The 20,674-nt window shown below is 62.6% G+C and carries 15 protein-coding genes; 9 read left to right on the top strand and 6 right to left on the bottom strand.

Annotated features, from left to right (window positions below):
• Nucleotides 1–218: 218 nt before the first annotated feature.
• Nucleotides 219–3,509, top strand: coding sequence for a fused isobutyryl-CoA mutase/GTPase IcmF (icmF, locus tag FVE66_RS17760; RefSeq protein WP_151448816.1), 3,291 nt, complete (start codon nt 219–221; stop codon nt 3,507–3,509).
• Between the two features lie 154 nt (nt 3,510–3,663).
• Here the strand turns inward: icmF and FVE66_RS17765 are convergent, their stop codons facing one another.
• Nucleotides 3,664–5,502, bottom strand: a complete 1,839-nt coding sequence (locus FVE66_RS17765) for a potassium transporter Kup (protein WP_421830250.1) — start codon at nt 5,500–5,502, stop codon at nt 3,664–3,666.
• 296 nt (nt 5,503–5,798) lie between these two features.
• On the opposite strand from FVE66_RS17765, the gene FVE66_RS17770 reads away from it, so the two are divergent.
• Nucleotides 5,799–8,039 carry a bifunctional diguanylate cyclase/phosphodiesterase gene (locus FVE66_RS17770; protein ID WP_161993332.1) on the top strand — a complete coding sequence of 747 codons (2,241 nt, stop codon included), beginning with the start codon at nt 5,799–5,801 and terminating at the stop codon, nt 8,037–8,039.
• Between the two features lie 31 nt (nt 8,040–8,070).
• Here the strand turns inward: FVE66_RS17770 and trxC are convergent, their stop codons facing one another.
• Nucleotides 8,071–8,511 (bottom strand): thioredoxin TrxC, encoded by a 441-nt coding sequence (gene trxC / locus FVE66_RS17775; RefSeq protein ID WP_151448819.1) that lies wholly within the window; start codon nt 8,509–8,511, stop codon nt 8,071–8,073.
• A gap of 113 nt (nt 8,512–8,624) precedes the next feature.
• Here trxC and rarD point away from each other — a divergent pair, with 113 nt between their 5' ends.
• From rarD to FVE66_RS17810, 7 genes are all read left to right on the top strand, one after another.
• Complete coding sequence (gene rarD / locus FVE66_RS17780) at nt 8,625–9,518, top strand: EamA family transporter RarD (protein WP_151448820.1); 894 nt, start codon at nt 8,625–8,627, stop codon at nt 9,516–9,518.
• A 187-nt stretch (nt 9,519–9,705) separates the two neighbouring features.
• Nucleotides 9,706–10,269 carry an alkyl hydroperoxide reductase subunit C gene (ahpC, locus tag FVE66_RS17785; RefSeq protein WP_151448821.1) on the top strand — a complete coding sequence of 188 codons (564 nt, stop codon included), beginning with the start codon at nt 9,706–9,708 and terminating at the stop codon, nt 10,267–10,269.
• 176 nt (nt 10,270–10,445) lie between these two features.
• Nucleotides 10,446–12,026 carry an alkyl hydroperoxide reductase subunit F gene (ahpF, locus tag FVE66_RS17790; protein ID WP_151448822.1) on the top strand — a complete coding sequence of 527 codons (1,581 nt, stop codon included), beginning with the start codon at nt 10,446–10,448 and terminating at the stop codon, nt 12,024–12,026.
• Between the two features lie 192 nt (nt 12,027–12,218).
• Nucleotides 12,219–12,629, top strand: coding sequence for a ComEA family DNA-binding protein (locus FVE66_RS17795; RefSeq protein ID WP_151448823.1), 411 nt, complete (start codon nt 12,219–12,221; stop codon nt 12,627–12,629).
• A 152-nt stretch (nt 12,630–12,781) separates the two neighbouring features.
• Nucleotides 12,782–14,449 (top strand): energy-dependent translational throttle protein EttA, encoded by a 1,668-nt coding sequence (ettA, locus tag FVE66_RS17800; protein ID WP_151448824.1) that lies wholly within the window; start codon nt 12,782–12,784, stop codon nt 14,447–14,449.
• A 33-nt stretch (nt 14,450–14,482) separates the two neighbouring features.
• A complete protein-coding gene (locus FVE66_RS17805) occupies nt 14,483–14,818 on the top strand; it encodes a cupin domain-containing protein (protein ID WP_151448825.1) in 336 nt (111 codons plus the stop codon).
• An 83-nt stretch (nt 14,819–14,901) separates the two neighbouring features.
• On the top strand, nt 14,902–15,786 hold the full coding sequence (locus tag FVE66_RS17810) for an ion transporter (RefSeq protein WP_151448826.1): 885 nt from the start codon (nt 14,902–14,904) through the stop codon (nt 15,784–15,786).
• Here FVE66_RS17810 and FVE66_RS17815 read toward each other — a convergent pair.
• The 4 genes from FVE66_RS17815 to otsB form a co-directional block, all read right to left on the bottom strand.
• Nucleotides 15,783–16,163: an MAPEG family protein gene (locus FVE66_RS17815; RefSeq protein ID WP_151448827.1), complete on the bottom strand. Its 381-nt coding sequence runs from the start codon at nt 16,161–16,163 to the stop codon at nt 15,783–15,785. The two genes, FVE66_RS17810 and FVE66_RS17815, sit on opposite strands and share 4 nt — an antisense overlap.
• Before the next feature lie 883 nt (nt 16,164–17,046).
• Nucleotides 17,047–18,030, bottom strand: coding sequence for an ROK family protein (locus FVE66_RS17820; protein ID WP_241673268.1), 984 nt, complete (start codon nt 18,028–18,030; stop codon nt 17,047–17,049).
• Between the two features lie 42 nt (nt 18,031–18,072).
• Complete coding sequence (locus FVE66_RS17825) at nt 18,073–19,857, bottom strand: glycoside hydrolase family 15 protein (RefSeq protein ID WP_151448828.1); 1,785 nt, start codon at nt 19,855–19,857, stop codon at nt 18,073–18,075.
• A gap of 3 nt (nt 19,858–19,860) precedes the next feature.
• Nucleotides 19,861–20,673 carry a trehalose-phosphatase gene (gene otsB, locus FVE66_RS17830; protein ID WP_161993333.1) on the bottom strand — a complete coding sequence of 271 codons (813 nt, stop codon included), beginning with the start codon at nt 20,671–20,673 and terminating at the stop codon, nt 19,861–19,863.
• Nucleotide 20,674 lies beyond the last annotated feature (1 nt).

Here is a 20,674-nt window from a genome sequence, read left to right on the forward strand (position 1 = left end):
TCACAATGTAGCTACCGGCGGTCTGACAGTTTTGATGTGAGGCAAAAGGCGCGGGAAGCCGGCACGAGCTTTATCACGTCCAGGCTTTCTCTACGGAAAATTCGATGACAAGGCCAAGCTTCCCTGCTCGACAGGCGCCCTGCAGGAATTGGCGCGCTATACTGGCCAAAAATGACGTTAACGTAAACGTCAAGTAAACGTAAAAGCCGGAGACCCTGATGACCGACCTGTCCATTGCGCCCAATCTCGCCAGCTACAAGCCCGTCAACAAGGTTCGCTTTGTCACTGCGGCCTCGCTGTTCGATGGCCACGACGCGGCAATCAATATCATGCGCAGGATCCTGATGTCCCAGGGCGCCGAAGTGATCCACCTGGGGCACAACCGGTCGGTCGACGAAATCGTCACCGCGGCGCTGCAGGAGGATGTGCAGGGCATCGCCATTTCCAGCTACCAGGGCGGGCATGTCGAGTATTTCAAGTACATGCTCGACCTGCTGCGCGAACGGGGCGGCGAAAACATCAAGGTGTTCGGCGGCGGCGGCGGCGTGATCGTGCCGGACGAGATCGCCGAGCTGCATGCCTACGGGGTGGCGCGCATTTTCAGCCCGGAAGACGGGCAACGCCTGGGCCTGGACGGCATGATCCGGTCGATGATCCATGCCTGCGACACCGACCTTTCCATCCACGCGCCGGCCTCGCTGGCGCCGCTGCGCCAGGGCGACCTGCCCGCCCGTCATCGGCCGCTGGCGCAATTGATTACCGCGCTGGAAAATGGAAAGGTGGCCCCTGCACTGCTGGATGAACTGCGCCAGGCTGCCGCTGGCAACAAGGCGCCGGTGCTGGGCATTACCGGCACCGGGGGCGCCGGCAAATCCTCGCTCACCGATGAACTGATTCGCCGTCTGCGGCTGGATCAGGACGACCGGCTGCATATCGCTGTGTTGTCGATCGATCCATCGCGGCGCAAATCGGGCGGCGCACTGCTGGGCGACCGTATCCGCATGAATGCCATCAGCCCCTGGCAAGGCCAGACGCGGGTGTACATGCGCTCGCTGGCCACGCGCGAGGGAGGCAGCGAGATTTCCCGGGCGTTGCCGGATGCGATCGCCGCCTGCCGCGCCGCGGGCTTCGACCTGATCATCGTGGAAACCTCGGGAATCGGACAAGGCGACGCCGCCATCGTGCCGCACGTGGACGTGCCCATGTATGTGATGACGCCGGAGTTCGGCGCCGCCTCGCAGCTTGAAAAAATCGACATGCTCGACTTTGCCGACTTCGTCGCCATCAACAAGTTCGACCGCAAGGGAGCGCAAGACGCGCTGCGCGACGTCGCCAAGCAGGTGCAGCGCAACCGGGAATGGTGGACCCGCACGCCAGAGCAGATTCCGGTGTTCGGCACCCAGGCTTCGCGCTTCAATGACGATGGCGTCACAGCGTTGTACCAGGCGATCGCCCAACGTCTGGCAGAGCTGGGGCTGCCGCTGCAGGCCGGCAAGCTGGCCCCCGCAGGCGTGCGCTTCTCGTCCGGCCGCAATGCGATCGTGCCGCCGGCCCGCAGCCGCTACCTGGCCGAAATTGCTGACACCGTGCGCGGCTACCACCGCCAGGTCGAGCAGCAGGTACGACTCGCCAGGGAGCGGCAGCAGCTGAGCGAATCCGGCCGCATGCTGGGCGAGAAGCAGATGGCTGCCGAAGTGGCCGCGGCACTGCGTGAACTGGCAGCGGAAAAGGAAGCGCAAATGCTGCCTGCCGCCCGCAAGCTGCTTAACATGTGGCCCGACATGCAGGCCGCGTATGCCGGCGACGAGTACGTGGTCAAGATCCGCGACCGCGAGATCCGTACCCGCCTGACGTGGACCACGCTCTCGGGGAACACCATCCGCAAGGTGGCGCTGCCGCGTTACGCCGACCAGGGCGAGATACTGCGTTTCCTGATGCTGGAGAACGTGCCGGGATCCTTCCCCTACACCGCCGGCGTGTTCGCATTCAAGCGCGAGAACGAAGATCCGACCCGGATGTTCGCCGGCGAAGGCGACCCGTTCCGCACCAACCGCCGCTTCAAGCTGGTGTCAGAGGGCATGCCTGGCAAGCGGCTCTCCACTGCTTTCGACTCGGTCACGCTGTACGGCGCCGATCCGGCGCCGCGGCCGGACATCTACGGCAAGGTCGGCAACTCCGGCGTGTCGATCGCCACGCTGGACGACATGAAGGTGCTGTACGACGGCTTCGACCTGTGCCATCCGGAAACCTCGGTGTCGATGACCATCAACGGCCCGGCGCCGACGATCCTGGCCATGTTCATGAACACCGCAATCGACCAGCAGCTGGAAAAATTCAGGACCGACAACCATCGCGAGCCGACCGACGACGAAGCGGGAAAGATCCGCGCCTGGGTGCTGGAGAACGTGCGTGGCACGGTACAGGCCGATATCCTGAAGGAAGACCAGGGCCAGAACACCTGCATCTTCTCGACCGAGTTTTCGTTGAAGGTGATGGGCGACATACAGGAGTATTTCGTCCACCACCAGGTGCGTAATTTCTATTCCGTGTCGATCTCCGGATATCACATCGCCGAAGCCGGTGCCAATCCGGTTTCGCAACTTGCCTTCACGCTGTCCAATGGCTTCACCCTGGTCGAGGCCTACCTCGCGCGCGGCATGCAGATCGACGATTTCGCGCCCAACCTGTCGTTCTTCTTTTCCAATGGAATGGATCCGGAATACACGGTCATGGGCCGGGTGGCGCGGCGGATCTGGGCGGTGGCAATGCGTGAAAAGTACGGCGCCAACGAGCGCTCGCAAAAGCTGAAGTACCACATCCAGACATCGGGCCGTTCGCTGCATGCGCAGGAGGTCGATTTCAACGACATCCGCACCACCCTGCAGGCGCTGATCGCGATCTACGACAACTGCAATTCACTGCATACCAACGCTTATGACGAGGCGATCACGACGCCGAGCGATGAATCGGTCCGGCGCGCGCTCGCGATCCAGCTGATCATCAACCGCGAATGGGGCCTCGCGAAGAATGAAAACCCGAATCAGGGCGCGTTCATCATCGACGAACTGACCGAGCTGGTGGAAGAAGCCGTGCTGCAGGAATTCGAACGGATTGCCGAGCGCGGCGGCGTGCTGGGCGCGATGGAAACCGGCTACCAGCGCAGCCGCATCCAGGAAGAATCGCTGCTGTACGAGCACAAGAAGCATGATGGCAGCATGCCGGTCATCGGCGTGAATACCTTCCGCAATCCGAAGGGCAATCCGATGCCGGCGACGCTGCAACTGGCGCGCTCGACAGAGGAAGAGAAGCAGTCGCAACTGCAACGGCTGGCCAGCTTCCAGCAGCGCCACGCTGGCGAAGCGCCGGCCATGCTGCAACGGCTGCAGCAGGCGGCAATTCATGACGACAACGTGTTTTCCTGCCTGATGGATGCGGTGCGGGTATGCTCGCTGGGGCAGATCACCGAGGCCTTGTTCGAGGTCGGCGGCCAGTACCGGCGGAGCATGTAGAACACGCCGGTGACGGCTGTCAACCCGCCCTGGCAGGCTGGCGAGAAACGTAGCGAGCGGGCCGAGATTGGGGCTGAGGAGCGGAATCGTACGCAGGTACGATGAGCACCGGAGGCTCCGGGATCGGTCCGCGCAGTAGTTTCTCGCCAGCCTGCTAGATCTCGATCTGCGTCCCCAGCTCGATCACACGATTGGTCGGCACCTTGTAATAATCCGCCGCGTCGCGCGCATTGCGCGACATGGTGGCGAACATCTGCTCGCGCCAATGCGCCATGCCGCCCTGCGTGGTCGAGACCACAGTCTGGCGCGCGATGAAGAACGAGGTTTCCATCATGTTGAATTCCAGCCCGTAGTCCTTGCACAACTCCAGGGCCTGGGGAATGTCGCGCTCGTCCTTGAATCCGTAATACACGTTGACCTGGTAACACTCGTGCCCGAGCGCGTGCACCTTGACCCGCTCCGACACTGGCACGCTGGGAATATCGCCGTTGAACACGGTCAGGAACACGATGCGTTCATGCAGGGTCTTGTTGTGCAGCAGATTGTGCAGCATCGCATGCGGTACGCCATCGCCCTCGGCACGAAAGAACAGGCCGGTGCCCTCGACCCGGATCGGCGGGCTGATGAACAGCGATTGCAGGAAGTCCTGCAGCGGGATGGCATGTTTTTTCAGATTGCCGAAAACCAGCTCCCGGCCATCCCTCCAGGTCAGCATGATGGTGACCATCAGCGCCGAGATGACCAGCGGAAACCAGCCGCCATGCACCAGCTTCAGTGCCGTCGACGAAAACAGCATAATGTCGATCAGCAGGAAGAAAGCGGTGGCGCCAAAAGCCAGCGCCAGGTTGAGATGCCATTTGTAGCGGATCACGAAAAACGTGAGGATGGTGGTGGTCAGCATCGTCGCCGTGGCAGCGATGCCATAGGCCGAGGCCAGGTTGGATGAGGAACCGAATCCGACCACCGCCACCACCACCGCCGCCAGCTGCACCCAGTTGACCAGCGGGATGTAAATCTGGCCCATTTCCCGGTCGGAGGTGTAGATGACGCGCATGCGCGGCAGGAATCCGAGGGAAATCGCCTGGTGCGTGACCGAAAACGCGCCGGATATCGTCGCCTGCGACGCAATCACGGCGGCGGCGGTGGACAGCACCACCAGCGGGTAGATGCTCCATGCGCCGAGCTGGTTGAAGAAGGGATTGACCACCGCGGCCGGATTTGCCAGCAGCAGCGCGCCCTGCCCGAAGTAGCTCAGGGTCAGGGCTGGAAACACGATCGTAAACCAGGCGAAGCGGACCGGCCGCTTGCCGAAATGGCCCATGTCGGCATACAAGGCCTCGGCACCTGTCATCGACAGCACCACCGCGCCCAGGGCGACAAATGCAAACCAGCCGTTGTGCAGCATGAAACCCAGCGCATGCAGCGGGTTCAGCGCACGCAGGATGACCGGGTTTTGCACGATATTGGTCACCCCCATCACCGACAATGTGGCAAACCACACCAGCACGATCGGACCGAAAAATTTGCCGATGCCGCTGGTGCCCTTGCTCTGGAGCATATAAAGCGCCACCAGCACCGCAAGGGTAGTCGGCACCACATAGGGTTTCAGTGCGGGCGTCGCTACTTCCAGTCCCTCGATCGCCGACAGCACTGAAATGGCTGGCGTGATGACGCCATCGCCGAAGAACAGCCCGGCGCCCACCATGCCAAGCAGCATGACCGGGTAATGCCAGCCTGACTTGGCCACGGATGTCATCGCCAACGCGGTCAGCGCCATGATGCCGCCCTCGCCGCGGTTGTCCGCCCGCAGCACCAGGGTCACGTATTTCAGGGAAATCACCAGCACCAGTCCCCAGAAGATCAGCGAGACCACGCCGAGGATGTTTGCCTCGTTCAGGGCAATGCCATGAGCCGGGGCGAACACCTCCTTCATCGTGTACAGCGGACTGGTGCCGATGTCGCCATATACAACGCCGATGGCGGCGATGGTCATGGTGGCGAGGCTGCTCTTCTGGTTGGGCAAGGACAAAAAGCACCTGATGGTTTTGTTGCGCGAGACGCGTATCTTAACGGAAGTTCAACCTCGCCAACCCGGTCAATGCCGAAGAATGGCCCGGACCACGGGCGTGGCGCCGGACCCAGAACGGACGCAAACCGGACGCAAACCGCCATTTACCCCCGTCGCATGCCAGTTGTCACCCATGCTATGCTCGCCATCGACGTGGAGATCGAGGTGGCAATCCACGGCCCCGCCTGGGAGCAGTCATGCAGCTTGAATCGGGTAGCCGAATGAAAACAAGGCAGCGAGCCGGAAGCGCTTTCGGCGGCGCAGCCATGTCGTCTGCCCGGCGCGTGCCCGTTGCGTGGAGCCTGATCTATTTGCTGGCCGCGCTGTTCCTGGCGGTCTGGCTGGCGCCGCAACTGCAATTCCTCAAGTTCAGCACCAGCGTGATGCCGGTTGGCGTCCATACGCTGTTCGAGATGTTCTCGGTGATCGTCGCGATGCTGGCATTCGGGGTGGCCTGGCACGCCTACGATCCTGCCCGCCCGGCGAATATCCTGATCCTCGGCTGCGGCCTGCTATGCGTGGCGCTGCTCGACAGCGCACATCTTCTTTCCTACAAAGGTATGCCGGATTTCGTCACGCCAGCGTCGCCCGGGAAATCGATCAATTTCTGGCTGTGCGCGCGCTATCTCGGGGCGCTGACGCTGATCGCCGTTTCGGTGCGCGAGTGGAAGCCGGTGCCGACCGTGCGCGGCCGCATGCTGCTGCTCGCTGCCAGCATCGGACTGGCCGGCCTGATCTGGTATTTCGGAATGGCTCATCCGGATCTCTGGCCGCGTACCTTCATCGAAGGACAGGGGCTGACCAGGTTCAAGGTCATGGCCGAGTATGGCATCATCGCCCTGCTGCTAGTCCCCGCCGTGCTGTTCTACCGCCAGCGCGGATCCGCCACCAATTCGTATGATCCGAGCGGCCTGTTCACGGCTACCGCCATCACGATACTGGCCGAGTTGAGCTTTACGCTGTACGTCAACGTCAACGAAGTGTTCAGCTTGCTCGGACACAGCTACAAGATCCTGGCCTTCCTGTTCATATACCGTGCCGTGTTCCTGGTAAGCGTGCGCGAACCGTACAACCTGCTGCGGGAAGAGATCGCCGAGCGCAAGCAGGCGGAAGCCGAGATCCGCCACCGCGTCTATCACGATCCGCTGACCGACCTGCCGAACCGGCTGCTGATGGAGGAATTCGTCCAGCAAGCGCTTGCCAGCCGCGGCGGCCACGGACGGCTGGCCCTGATTTCGCTGGACATGGACCACTTCCAGTCGATCAACGACTCGCTCGGCCTGGCGGTCGGGGACGACCTCCTGACGCAGGTTGCGCAACGCCTGGTCGAGGTCTGCGGCGAGCGCTGCGTAGTCAGCCGGATTGCCGGCGACTCGTTCCTGATGATGTTGCGCGACGCCAAAGACGAAGCGGACGTATTGCCGGTGCTGCGCGAACTGGTCGCACGCATGCTCCCGCCGTACCATGCCGGGCGCCATGAAATCCCGCTCTCGGTTTCGATCGGCGTCTCGCTGTCGCCGCGAGACGGCCGGGATTTCGAGACACTCAAGCGCAATGCCGACACCGCCATGTATCGCGCCAGGCATGGCGGACGCAACATCTGGCGCTTCTTCGACCAGGATATGGATGCGCGCGAGCAGGAACGCATGCAAATGTTCGGATGGCTGCGCGAAGCGATAGACCAAGGTCAGTTCGAACTGTATTACCAGCCGCAGGTGGCGCTGGCCAGCGGCCAGGTGACCGGCGTCGAAGCCCTGCTGCGATGGCGCCATCCGCAACTCGGGCTGGTCACGCCGGACCGCTTCATCCGGGTCGCCGAGGACACCGGCCTGATCACCGAAATCGGAGACTGGGTGCTGGCCGAAGCCTGTCGCCAGGCGATGCAATGGCAAGACAAGGGACTGCCGCCCATGACTATCGCGGTCAACGTGTCGGCGGCACAGTTCCGTAGCCGGCAACTGGAAAGATCAGTCGCCGATGCGCTGCGCGCCTCGGGCCTGTCGCCGAGCCTGCTTGAACTGGAAATGACGGAATCGGTGCTGATGCACGACAGCGATCATGTGCTGGAGGCGGCGCGCGCCTTGCGCCAGCTCGGCGTACGGCTGGCGATTGACGATTTCGGCACCGGCTATTCGAGCCTGTCCTACCTGAAGCGTTTCGCCGTCAGTCGCCTGAAGATAGACCGCTCCTTCGTCGCCGACCTGACCTCCGATCCTGACGATGCCGCAATCGTCCGCGCCATCGTGGAGATGGCGCGCAGCCTGCGCCTGTTCACCGTGGCGGAAGGGGTGGAGAACCAGGCCACGCTGGAAGCCTTGCGCGCGCTCGGCTGCGACGAGGGTCAGGGATTCCTTTTCGCCCGGCCGATGCCGGCGGCCGAGCTGCCCGGATTCCTCGCAGCGGGGTCACTGACGCTTGGCACCACCCAAGCGGACCATCCCGGGCACCAGACCGGCCGCTGAACCGCAGAAAAAGCGCAGCAATAGTGCAGTCTCAAGCGCCCAGATGCGACCGGGCCCAGGCCACAATGCTGCGGCTGTCCATCGCGCCGGCCTGCCGCGCAACCTCCCGGCCGCCGACAAACAAGGCCAGGGTCGGAATGCTGCGTATTCCCATGCGGGCCGCCAGTGCCTGGGCTTGTTCGGTGTCGACCTTGGCTACCCGGACGGCAGGTTCCAGCTGCGTCGCCGCCTGGGCATAGGCCGGCGCCATGGTCCGGCACGGACCGCACCACGGCGCCCAGAAATCCACCAGCAGGGGCAGGTCATTGCGCGCCAGATGGCGCTCGAACCCGGCCTGGTCCAGCTCCACCGGCTGTCCTGAAAACAGCGCTTGCGCGCATTTTCCGCAAACCGGCTGTTCCGCCAGCCGCTCTCCCGGTACCCGATTGACTGCACTGCAGTGCGGGCAGACTACATGCCTGGCATTGTTCATCACTATCCTTTCCCGTATGGACATCAAGCAGGCCGGCCAGCCCCTGGCCGGCAGCAACCGCCTGATTGCCCTCATAATGCTTGCCTGGCAACCACTCTCGCGTGAACCGTTTCATGGGCACAGGCATCTTGTTTGCCGCATTGGCATTTTCCATGTGGGGGCTGTTCCCCATTTATTTCAAGATCCTTGCAGCAGTGCCGGCGGTCGAGATGATTGCACACCGGGTGCTGTGGTCACTGGTATTCATTGCCCTGATCCTCGCCGTCCGCCGCCAGTGGGACTGGCTCAATGCGTTGCGCAGCCAGCCGCGCGTCATCGCCGGTTTTGCATTGTCCGGCGGCCTGCTGGCCCTGAACTGGTCTGTCTACATCTGGGCCGTTCAACACGACCGGGTAATCGACTCCAGCCTCGGTTACTTCATCAATCCGCTGATCAACGTCCTGATCGGCTTCCTGCTGCTGAAGGAACGCATGCGGCCGGGCCAGTGGGCCGCCATCGCGCTTGCTTGCAGCGGCGTGGCGTGGCTTACCTGGCATAGCGGAAGTTTTCCATGGATCGGACTGACGCTGGCGCTGACCTTCGCGTTCTACGGCCTGCTGCGCAAGACCGCATCATTGGGGCCGCTGGAAGGCCTGGCGCTGGAATCGATGGTGCTGGCACCGGTCTGCCTGCTCTATCTGGCGTGGCAGGGCGCACAAGGCCATATCGCTGTCGCTGGCCTGACTCCCGCCATGCAAATGATGGTTGCCGTATCCGGCCCGCTCACCGCCATCCCGCTGCTGATGTTCGCGGCCGGCGCACGCCGCATCCCGCTGTCGGTGCTGGGCCTGATGCAATACATCGGGCCGTCGCTGCAACTGGCGGTCGGCGTCCTGTTGTTTCGGGAACCATTCGGTAACGACCGGCTGGTCGGCTTCATGCTGATCTGGACAGCGCTGGCACTGTACTCGCTGGAAAGCGCCTGGCGGGCGTGGTGGAACCGGCCCGCAGCGGCAGTGGACAAATGATGGGTGAACTATCAATTCCTGCGGCGTTCGAATCCAATCGGCGGGTCCTGTTCCGGCGCGCCTGAGCACGCACCTGGAAAGAAGCCAATAAGGCAGTGGCTATCGGACCGATTTAAACTATCGAATTCCAAAATGAATAGAGAACCTCTATCATTGCATCTGTTCGTTCAACAATGGAGTCACAAAGATGTCCCTCATCAACACCCAAGTCAAACCCTTCAAGGCAACCGCTTTCCACAACGGCAAATTCGTTCCGGTTTCGGATGCCGACCTGAAAGGCAAGTGGTCGGTCGTGTTCTTCTACCCGGCCGACTTCACCTTCGTCTGCCCGACCGAACTGGGCGACCTGGCTGACCACTACGACACCTTCAAGTCGATGGGCGTGGAAATCTACGGCGTGTCGACCGACACCCATTTCACCCACAAGGCATGGCACGATACATCGGACACGATCAAGAAGATCACCTACCCGATGATCGGCGATCCGACCGGCGCCATCACCCGTAACTTCGACGTCATGATCGAAGAAGAAGGCCTGGCACTGCGCGGCACCTTCGTGATCAATCCTGAAGGCCAGATCAAGCTGTGCGAAATCCACGACAACGGCATCGGCCGTGACGCCAAGGAACTGCTGCGCAAGGTTCAGGCTGCCCAGTACGTCGCCAGCCATCCGGGCGAAGTCTGCCCCGCCAAATGGACCCCGGGCGCGCAAACTCTGGCTCCTTCGCTCGACCTGGTCGGCAAGATCTAAAGATCGACCCTGCGCTGCGCCGCGCGCAGCGTTGCCAGCCGCCCGGCTTGCCGGGCGGCGCAATCCCCCAAATCATCAGATGAACTGGCAGCCAAAAGCTGGCCGGGGGGCGGCACTCACCCTGAAGAAGCCCTGTTCACCCGGGTCTGTTCACCATTTACCGGATCGGAAAAGCCATGCTGGACGCAAACCTGAAAAGCCAACTGAAAGCCTACCTCGAGAAGCTTACCCAGCCGATCGACATCATCGCCTCGCTGGACGACAGCGCTTCGTCGGCTGAAATGCAGGCACTCCTGAAAGAAATCGCTGAACTGTCGGACAAGATCTCGCTGATCGAGAAGCGCGACGACCGGGAGCGCAAGCCGTCTTTCGCGCTGAACCGCAAGGGCGCCGACATGGGCGTGCGTTTTGCCGGCATACCGATGGGTCACGAATTTACTTCGCTGGTGCTGGCGCTGCTGCAGGTTGGCGGCTACCCGCCCAAGGCAGATGAGGCAGTGATCGAACAGATCCGCGGCCTGCAGGGCGAATTCCGCTTCGAAACCTATATTTCGCTGTCCTGCCAGAACTGCCCGGACGTGGTCCAGGCACTGAACCTGATGGCGGTACTCAATCCGAACGTGCGTCACGTGATGATAGACGGCGCGCTGTTCCAGGACGAAGTCAACGAGCGCCAGATCATGGCCGTGCCTACCGTATTCCTGAACGGCGAAGTGTTCGGCCAGGGCCGCATGACGCTGGAAGAAATCGTCGCCAGGCTCGACTCCGGCGCTGCCGAGCGGGAAGCCGCGAAGATCGCGCAGAAAGATGTGTTCGACATGCTGATCGTCGGCGGCGGTCCGGCCGGTGCGGCGGCCGCCATCTACTCGGCCCGCAAAGGCATACGCACCGGCGTGGTCGCCGAGCGCTTCGGCGGCCAGGTGCTGGACACGATGTCGATCGAGAACTTCATCTCGGTCAAGGAAACCGAAGGACCCAAGCTGGTGACGGCGCTGGAACAGCACGTCAAGTCCTATGAAGTCGACGTCATGAACAACCAGCGCGCGACCGGCCTGGTGCCGGGCAAGCTGATCGAAGTGCAACTGGCAAGCGGCGCCAGCCTGAAGGCGAAGTCGGTCATCCTCGCGACCGGCGCCCGCTGGCGCAACCTGAACGTGCCGGGTGAAAACGAATACCGCAACAAGGGCGTGACCTACTGCCCGCACTGCGACGGTCCACTGTTCAAGGGCAAGCGCGTGGCCGTGATCGGCGGCGGCAACTCGGGGGTGGAAGCCGCGATCGACCTGGCCGGCATCGTCGCCCATGTGACGTTGCTCGAATTTGACAGCCAGTTGCGCGCCGATGCAGTGCTGCAACGCAAATTGCTGAGCCTGCCCAACGTGACCGTGATCACCCAGGCGCAGACCACGGAAGTGACCGGCGATGGCAGCCGCGTCAAGGGCATCCGCTACACCGACCGCAGGAACGGCGAGTCGAAGCTGGTGGAACTGGAAGGCATCTTCGTCCAGATCGGGCTGCTGCCCAATACCGACTTCCTGAAAGGGGTAGTCGAACTGTCGCCGCGGGGCGAGATCGAAGTCGACTCGCATGGCCGCACCTCGGTGGCGGGCGTGTTTGCAGCGGGCGATGCGACCACCACGCCGTTCAAGCAGATCATCATTGCGATGGGCGAAGGTTCGCGCGGTGCATTGGCAGCCTTCGACTACCTGATCCGCACCTCGGCGCCCGAGGAAGAGGCGCAGTCGGTCGCCGCCTGATTGATCGTCGTCTTCGCTGCGGCCAAGCCCCTCCCCTGGCCTGGCTGCAGAAGCCAGCACTGGTGTTTCCAGTGCTGGCTTTTTTCTTACTGGAAGCCCTCAAACGAACGAATTGCCGGACTCCTGCTGATACACTTTTGAGCGCGATTCGATAATCGCACTTTTGATCGCTAAAACCTTACAGGAGCCCCCATGAACCGTGTCATCAAAGCGATGCTGTTGGCAGCCAGCCTGACTTTCCTCAGCACTGGTGCGTTTGCCGCCAAAGAAGAACCTAAAGCCGGCGGTGCCGACAAGGCAGCAGCCAGCGCCAAGGCCAGCAGCAAGAGCGATGCCGCCGCCGACAAGGGTGCAGCGAGCGCCCTGCTGGACCTGAACACTGCTTCCGAGAAGGACCTGGCAACCCTGCCGCAGATTGGCGAAGCACGGGCCAAAGCGATCGTGGCCGGTCGTCCCTATGCGCGCAAGGATGAACTGGTATCCAAGAAAATCGTGACGCAGAAGGTCTATGACGGGATCAAGGAGAAGGTGATCGCCAAGCAGGGTGCCGCTGGCGATAAAGCGGCGGCCGCCAAGGCGCCAGCCGCCGACAAGAAAAAATAAAACGACGAACGCTGTAACCGGGGCGGGCGGCGCAGCAAGTGCCGCCCGCCTTTCTTATTCGGGAAACAATAGCGCCAAACCGATATAGCCCGGTGCGGCCCGCATCAGTTATCCTTCCGCCCTGTCCTCCATTCATCCTCCGGATTTCCCCGATGGCCAATTACGTCTACACCATGAACCGGGTCGGCAAGATCGTCCCGCCCAAGCGCCAGATCCTGAAAGATATTTCGCTGTCCTTTTTCCCCGGCGCCAAGATCGGCGTGCTGGGCCTGAACGGCTCCGGCAAGTCGACGCTGCTGAAAATCATGGCCGGCATCGACAAGGACATCGAGGGCGAAGCAATCCCGATGCCGGGCCTCCAGATCGGCTACCTGCCGCAGGAGCCGCAAATGGATCCGGAACAGACCGTGCGCCAGGCGGTGGAAAGCGGCCTGGGCGAAGCCTTCGAAGCCAAGGCCAAGCTAGATGCGGTGTATGCCGCCTATGCCGAGCCGGACGCTGACTTCGACGCGCTGGCCGCCGAACAAGCCCGGCTGGAAGCAATCATGTCGACCGCTTCCGGCGGCAATCTCGATCATGAACTGGAGATGGCCGCCGACGCGCTGCGGCTACCGCCGTGGGAGGCGAAGATCGGCGTGCTGTCCGGTGGCGAGAAACGCCGCGTCGCGCTGTGCCAGCTGCTGCTGTCCAAACCGGACATGCTGTTGCTGGACGAGCCGACCAACCACCTGGACGCCGAATCGGTAGACTGGCTCGAACAATTCCTGCAGCGCTTCCCGGGTACCGTGGTCGCCATCACCCATGACCGCTACTTCCTCGACAATGCGGCCGAATGGATCCTGGAGCTGGACCGTGGCCACGGCATTCCATGGAAAGGCAACTACAGTTCCTGGCTGGAACAGAAGGAAGGCCGCCTGCAGCAGGAAGAGGCGACCGAATCGGCGCGGCAGAAGGCGCTGAAGAAGGAACTGGAGTGGGTGCGCCAGAATCCCAAGGGCCGCCAGGCCAAGAGCAAGGCGCGCCTGGCCCGCTTCAACGAGCTGTCGGAATACGAATACCAGAAGCGCAACGAGACCCAGGAAATCTTCATCCCGGTCGCCGAGCGGCTCGGTAATGAAGTGATCGAATTCAAGGATGTCAGCAAGGGCTATGGCGACCGGCTGCTGATCGACAAGCTTTCCTTCAAGATCCCGGCCGGCGCCATTGTCGGCATCATCGGCCCCAACGGCGCCGGTAAATCCACCTTGTTCCGCATGCTGGCCGGCCGCGAACAGCCCGACAGCGGCGAAATCACGGTCGGCCCGACCGTCCGGCTGTCACTGGTCGACCAGTCGCGCGACAGCCTGAACGACAAGAAGACCGTGTTCGACGACGTGTCGCAGGGCTCGGACATACTGACCGTGGGCCGTTTCGAAATGCCTTCGCGCGCTTATCTGGGACGCTTCAATTTCAAGGGCGGTGACCAGCAAAAGATCATCGGCAACCTGTCGGGCGGCGAACGCGGCCGGCTGCACCTGGCCAAGACGCTGCTGATGGGCGGCAATGTGCTGCTGCTGGACGAACCGTCGAACGACCTCGACGTCGAAACCCTGCGCTCGCTGGAAGATGCGCTGCTGGAGTTTGCCGGCAGCGTACTGGTGATCTCGCATGACCGCTGGTTCCTGGACCGCATTGCCACCCATATCCTGGCGTTCGAAGGTAATTCGCAGGCCACCTTCTTCGACGGCAACTACCAGGAATACGAGGCGGACAAGCGCAAGCGGCTGGGCGAGGAAGGCGCGAAGCCGAAGCGGATCCGCTACAAGCCGCTGCACGCCTGAGTCCGGATCCGTTACCCGAACCGCCAGGCACGAATGCAAACCCGGAACACCGGCAACCTGTTCTCGCTGCCCGGCCCCGCAGCGGGGGGCGGTGAACAATTCACTACATTGCTGGCGCGACCGGGGGTGCGCATCGAACGCATCGTGTCGCACGGCGAAGCGTCGCCGCCGGGCCACTGGTACGATCAGGCGGAGCATGAATGGGTGCTCGTGCTGCAGGGACGAGCGGGACTGCTGATCGAAGGCGAGGATGGCGTGCGCCAGCTTGCTGCCGGCGATCACGTCGAACTGCCGGCGCATTGCCGGCACCGCGTCGAATACACGTCGCAGGACGAGCCAACCGTCTGGCTGGCCGTGTTCTGGAGCTAGATATCGCCTGACAGAGCCTGACCGCGCCGACGGGTCAGGGCGGTGGTATTCTGCCAATCAAAGCACGCCTCCCCTTCAAGCCGATGACCGAAAAAAACCAGCCCTCCCCCGCTGCCTCCGACCCGCGCACCCGCCTGGGCAAGCCGGACCGCGGCTGGCGGCGCACCATGTACGCCGTCATCTTCGAATCCGATACCCGGGCCGGGCGCATGTTCGACCTGGTGCTGATCGGCGCGATACTGCTCAGCGTTCTGGTGGTCATGCTGGACAGCGTCCAGGCAATATCCTCGCGCCACAGCAAGACGCTCAACGTGCTGGAATGGCTGTTCACCATTGCCTTCTCGGTGGAATACCTGGCCCGCCTGGCGTGCGTGCGCAATCCGATGCGCTACGCGTTCAGTTTCTTCGGCATCATCGACATGCTTTCCATCCTGCCGACCTATCTGGCGCTGCTGGTGCCGGGAACCGAGGTGTTGCTCGACATCCGGATCCTGCGCCTGCTGCGTGTTTTCCGAATCCTCAGGCTGACGGAATACGTCGAGGAATACGGATTGCTGGGCCAGGCATTGCTGGCCAGCCGGCGCAAGATCCTGATTTTCCTGTCGGTGGTGATGATGATCGTGCTGATCATGGGGACCATCATGTACATCGTCGAAGGGCCAGCGAGCGGGTTCACCAGCATACCGACTGCGATTTACTGGTCGATCACGGCGGTCACCACGGTGGGATTCGGCGACGTCGTGCCAAAAACCGATCTCGGCCGGGCGATTGCATCAGTGATGATGCTGATCGGCTGGGGCATCCTGGCGGTGCCGACCGGCATCATCAGTTCGGAAATGACCGCACAGCGCTTTGGCCGGGTGCTGACGTCGACGCGACGATGCCAGCACTGCCTGAGCGAAGGGCAAGAGACGAGCGCCCGCTTTTGCAAGGATTGCGGGGCGGCGATGGATACGGCGGAAACCTAGGGCAGGGTCAGCAAGCCCACCACGGCGCCGGCCATCAGCGCAAAGCTGGCTGCGGCTGTCAATCCGAATCCGAGCTCGCGGTCGGCCGGGTTACGGTAATACGCACGCGCATAAATCACCCGTCCCAGGATCCAGACCACGCCACCCGCGGCGGCGTAACGATCGCCCAGGAACCACGCGCATAACCACAGTGCAGGCAGGAAAATGATCAGCTGCTCGACGGTATTCATCTGCACCCGCATCACGCTCATGAACTCCTGGGGGCCCTCGGTCTGCGGCGCTGGAACCTGGTAGCGCTGGCGGGCCCTTCCCACGTTCACGATCATCCAGATATAAACCGCGAGCGCGGCAAGCGTGACCCATGCTGTCCAGAACATTGTTGCTCCCTGTTGTGCGGATGGGGGCTATGGTAACGCCGGGATCGGGAGATCACGACGGTCGTTGCATCGTTTTTGATGGGATGGTCATTGGGCACATGTGTTTTTGTGCTAATTTGGTTTTTGCGGCTTTGCGGCTTTGCGGCTTTGCGGCTTTGCGGCTTGCGGGTGGTTTGGTTGGGTTTGATGGTTGTCGGTGTGAAGCCGGGAGACACCCCGGCGGGTGTGTAACTTTCTTTTGGAAAAGAAAGTCACCAAAGAAACCAAAGTCAAAACCCACTTGGCCAACGCTCGCTTCGATAGGCAACCAGACTCGGATGTCTGGGCTAATCCTGTGCGACGTTCGCGAGTGATGATCCCTTGGTTGTGTGCCACTTACCTAATCAGCCAACCCCATGAAGTGTCTTATACCGATGCCCAGCGCACCGTTGACTCTTAATGTTTTTCGAAGCTGCTAATTGGCGCTTGGGGGCACTGGCTCGGGTCGATCGGACCTTACCGTGATGATCAGCCACAAATTGAATCGGGTCACCCGATCATCAGGTCGATCGACGATCAGCGCCACTGTGTTTCAAGCTCTGGCGGTAGCAATACGGTTTTGACGTGCTCCCGTATACGACGCCCCGAAATCTGATGGCATGGCGGATAAAGAAGCGTGCTTGTCTGAGCGAAGCGAGTTTGCACGCTTCTCCGCCAGGCCGTCGGATTTCGGGGGGACCCCGAAGGGGCGGCGTATCAGGGTCGCCTTTCTTTGGTTCCTTTCTTTGGCGAAGCAAAGAAAGGAACACGCCCGCCGGTGCGGAAACCGGCTACGTCGCAAGCAACGCCAGTTCGAAAACAGCACAAACGCCAGCCCTTTTAGTCGTTCGGAGACGGGATCTGGCTAACGATCAGCCTGCCCCCGCCCCCATGGCCGCCGCTGACGCCATCCAGCCATCCACTCCTCCGGCAACACCAGCGACAGGGCCCCGATATCCGCCACCAGCGCACCAAGCCCGGCATGAAGGATATGCACATCACGTGTCAGGGCAGCAAAGCGCGAACTGATCTCTTGCTGCACCACCGGCGCCAGCCAGTCACCATGGTGTTCCCATACCGCGCCGCCAATCACGATGCTGCGCGTGTCCAGTGTCACCGCGACGTTGTACAGCGCCCGGCCCAGCCAGCGGGCGGCCTCGGCTGCAAGCTCAAGGGCAGCCGGCTCGCCCGCGCGGGCGGCATTGAAAACTTCAGCAGGCGTGCGGCCCAGCCGGCGCGCCAGGTTGCGGCCCGAGATCATGCCTTCAAGGTCGCCCCGGTTGCCGCAGCCGCACACCGCGTCAGAGCTTTCGCTCATCAGCATGTGCCCGGCATGGCCGGCATTGCCATGCTTGCCACCCAACAGATGGCCATCGACGCACAAGCCGAAGCCAACTCCGGTGCTCCAGGTAACGTAGACGCAATTGGGCTCGTCCTGCACGGCGCCGAACAGGCGCTCGGCATGCAGGGCGGCGACCGCGTCATTACAGATCACCAGGCTGGCATGGTGGCGCCGCAGCACGCGCTCCAGCGGGATGCTTTCCCAGTGGTTGGGCAGGTCGTTGGCGTCCGATAGCGCACCGCAGATATTGGGGGTGACGAGGACAAGCTGTCCCTCGGTCCGGGCGAAGGGGCCGCAGGAACTGACGCCAACCGCATCCACCACCGGCACGCCAGCCTTGCTGCAGGCCATCTGCAGCAGCTCGAGGATCCGGGACGGCAGGGCCTCCTCGCTGCCGCTCTTGAGTGTGGGCTCGGACAAGCGGCACAGGATGCCGTCTTCGCTGGCCACCGTGACAGCAACTTTTGTCCCGCCGATGTCGATGCCGCCGATAAACCGTTTTGCCACACTGCGCTCCTTGATAGGCCATGCCTGAGCGAAGTCGACGGCTCAGTAGGCGTCATCCCAGGGTATCGAGAGCCGGCTTGCACACTGTATGAGTCCGACCATGCTGTAGGTCTGCGGGAAGTTGCCCCACAACTCGCCGCTGTCGTGCATCAGGTCTTCGGACAGCAGGCCGAGGTGATTGCGCCGCGCCAGCACGTTCTCGAACAGCTCGCGCGCCCGTTCCTTCTCGCCCATGTGGGATAGCGCCAGTATCCACCATAAGGTGCAGACCAGGAAAGCGGTCTCGGGCATGCCGAAGTCGTCTTCCTCGTCGTAGCGCAACAGGAAGTCGCCGCGCTGCAGGTTCTTTTCAATCAGGCGCACAGTGGAAACGAAGCGCGGATCGCGGGCCGGCAGGAACTGGAATTCCGCCATCAGCAGAAGGCTGGCATCCAGCCGGTCGCCTTCGAAGGTGGATACGAAGCTGCCCAGCTGTGCATTCCATGCGCGGGTGCAGATTTCGTCGTGGATCACCTGCGCGTGCGTGCTCCAGTAGATGGCGCGGTCGGGCAGGTCGAGGCGGGTGGCGATATGCGCCAGCCGGTCGCAGGCCGCCCAGCACATCAGGCTGGAAAAGGTATGGATCCGCTTGGTTCCCCGCAACTCCCAGATGCCGGCGTCGGGGACGTTGTAGTTGATGATCGCCTGCTCGCCCAGCCGTTCGAGGTCGTGAAACATCTGGCGGTCGGCGGGCCGCTCCAGCCTGCTGTCGAAAAACGCGTGGGTACTGGCCAGCACGGCTTCGCCGAAGACGTCGTTCTGGATCTGGAAGTAAGCCGAGTTCCCGACTCGCACCGGCCCCATCCCGCGGTATCCCGCCAGGCCGGTCTCGATGCGCTCGTCGAGCACGGCTTCGCGCCGCAGACCGTACACCGGCTGCAGCGGGGCATCGCGGGTATCGGCGATGATGTTGAGGATGTAGTCGAGGTACTTCTCCATGGTGCCGGTGGCGCCAAGGCCGTTCAGGGCGCTCACCACGAAATAGGCATCGCGCAACCAACAGAACCGGTAGTCCCAGTTGCGGCCGCTGCCTGGCGCCTCGGGTATGGAAGTCGTGACGGCAGCAATCACCGCGCCGGTGTCGTCGAATGCATTCAGCTTGAGCGTGATCGCCGATCGGATCACGACGTCCTGCCATTCGAACGGGATCGCCAGGTTGCGCACCCAGCGGTGCCAGTAGGCGCGCGTCATCTCATGGAAATTGCGGCCGACGTCGCCCGGCGCGCCGTTCACGGTTTCGTCGGAACCCATCAGCAAGGTGACGGCTTCCTGCAGGAAGAACGGCTTTTCATCCGTGATCGAGGTGATCGAGGCGTCGGTGGTCAGCCGCATCGCGTGCGCCGAGCCGGTGTAGGAAATATGGTGCGCGCCGCAACGCGCCTGGGCCCGTTCGCTCCCATAGCCCACCATCGGCCGCACCCGCAGTGCAATTCGCGGCCTGCCGCCGGTGCGCCGCACGATGCGCACCAGCATGGACGGCGAGAAGGTGCGGCCGTGCAGGTAGAAGCGCGGCGCGAAATCGGTGATCTCGATGCCATTGCCCGCACCGTCTTCGAAGCAGGTGACCAGGATCGCCGAGTTGCGTTCGTATTGCTGGCTGACCAGGCGCGCGTCCGGGAACACGAGGTCGATCAAGCCGGAGGGATCCTCCTGCGCCCCCCTCAGCAAGGAGCAGCACAGCGGATCGCCATCAAAATAGGGGAAGCACCACCAGACGATGGCGCCCTGCTTGTCGACCAGCGCGCTGGTCCGGGAGTTGCCGATCAGGCCCAGATCGAGATTGCTCAAGCGTCAGTCCTCGCTATCCATTGCCTGCCCGATGCCGCCGGCGCTGCCGAGACCACCCACCGTATCGGCGCACAGCCGCTCGATCAGGTGGTCCAGCAGATGCACGATGTCATGCCGCTGGGGCAGGTAGAACTCGGCCGCGCTCTGGTCATGCGGTTCGATGCGGATCGTCAGCAGGCCGGGATGCTGGATCCGGAACGCATCTTCGTCAGTGACGTCGTCGCCGATATACAGCGCGGTGCTGCACGCGCTGGTCTCGATCAGGCGCTCAAGTGCGGTGCCCTTGTCGCAGGCGGCGTCGGGTAGCAGGTTGTACACGAACTTCCCGTCAACCACGCGTGGCGCCGGGTCGAGCGCGTCGATCAGTTCGCGCAACTGCTGCGCCATGCGCGCGGGATCGCGCGCATGGCGGTAATGCAGCGCCAGCGAATATTGCTTGTTCTCGACGACCACGCCGGGATCGGCCGGCAGGCCGGACTTCAGCTGGGCAACCCACTGCTCGCACACGCTGCGCCACGCCGCGCTGTTGCGCTCCCATCCGGGCAAGCCCTGCAAGCCATGGTTGCCGACCAGGTACTGGGGCTCGAATCCGAGCCGTGGGCGGATATCCTCCAGCGATCGGCCGGTCAGCACCGCCACCGGCGCCAACTGGGACAGGCTCAGCAAACGCCGGAATACTTCGTCCGGAAGGCGGGCGTCGTCGGGCTGGGGCACGATCGGCGACAGCGTGCCGTCGAAGTCGAACGCGCACAGCACGCCCGGCTGCACGATCTGGTCCAGCCGGTGGCGGCCGGCGACGGAAAATAGCGGCTGCACC

Source organism: Lacisediminimonas profundi (assembly GCF_008831265.1).
Taxonomy (GTDB): Bacteria; Pseudomonadota; Gammaproteobacteria; order Burkholderiales; family Burkholderiaceae_D; genus Lacisediminimonas; species Lacisediminimonas profundi.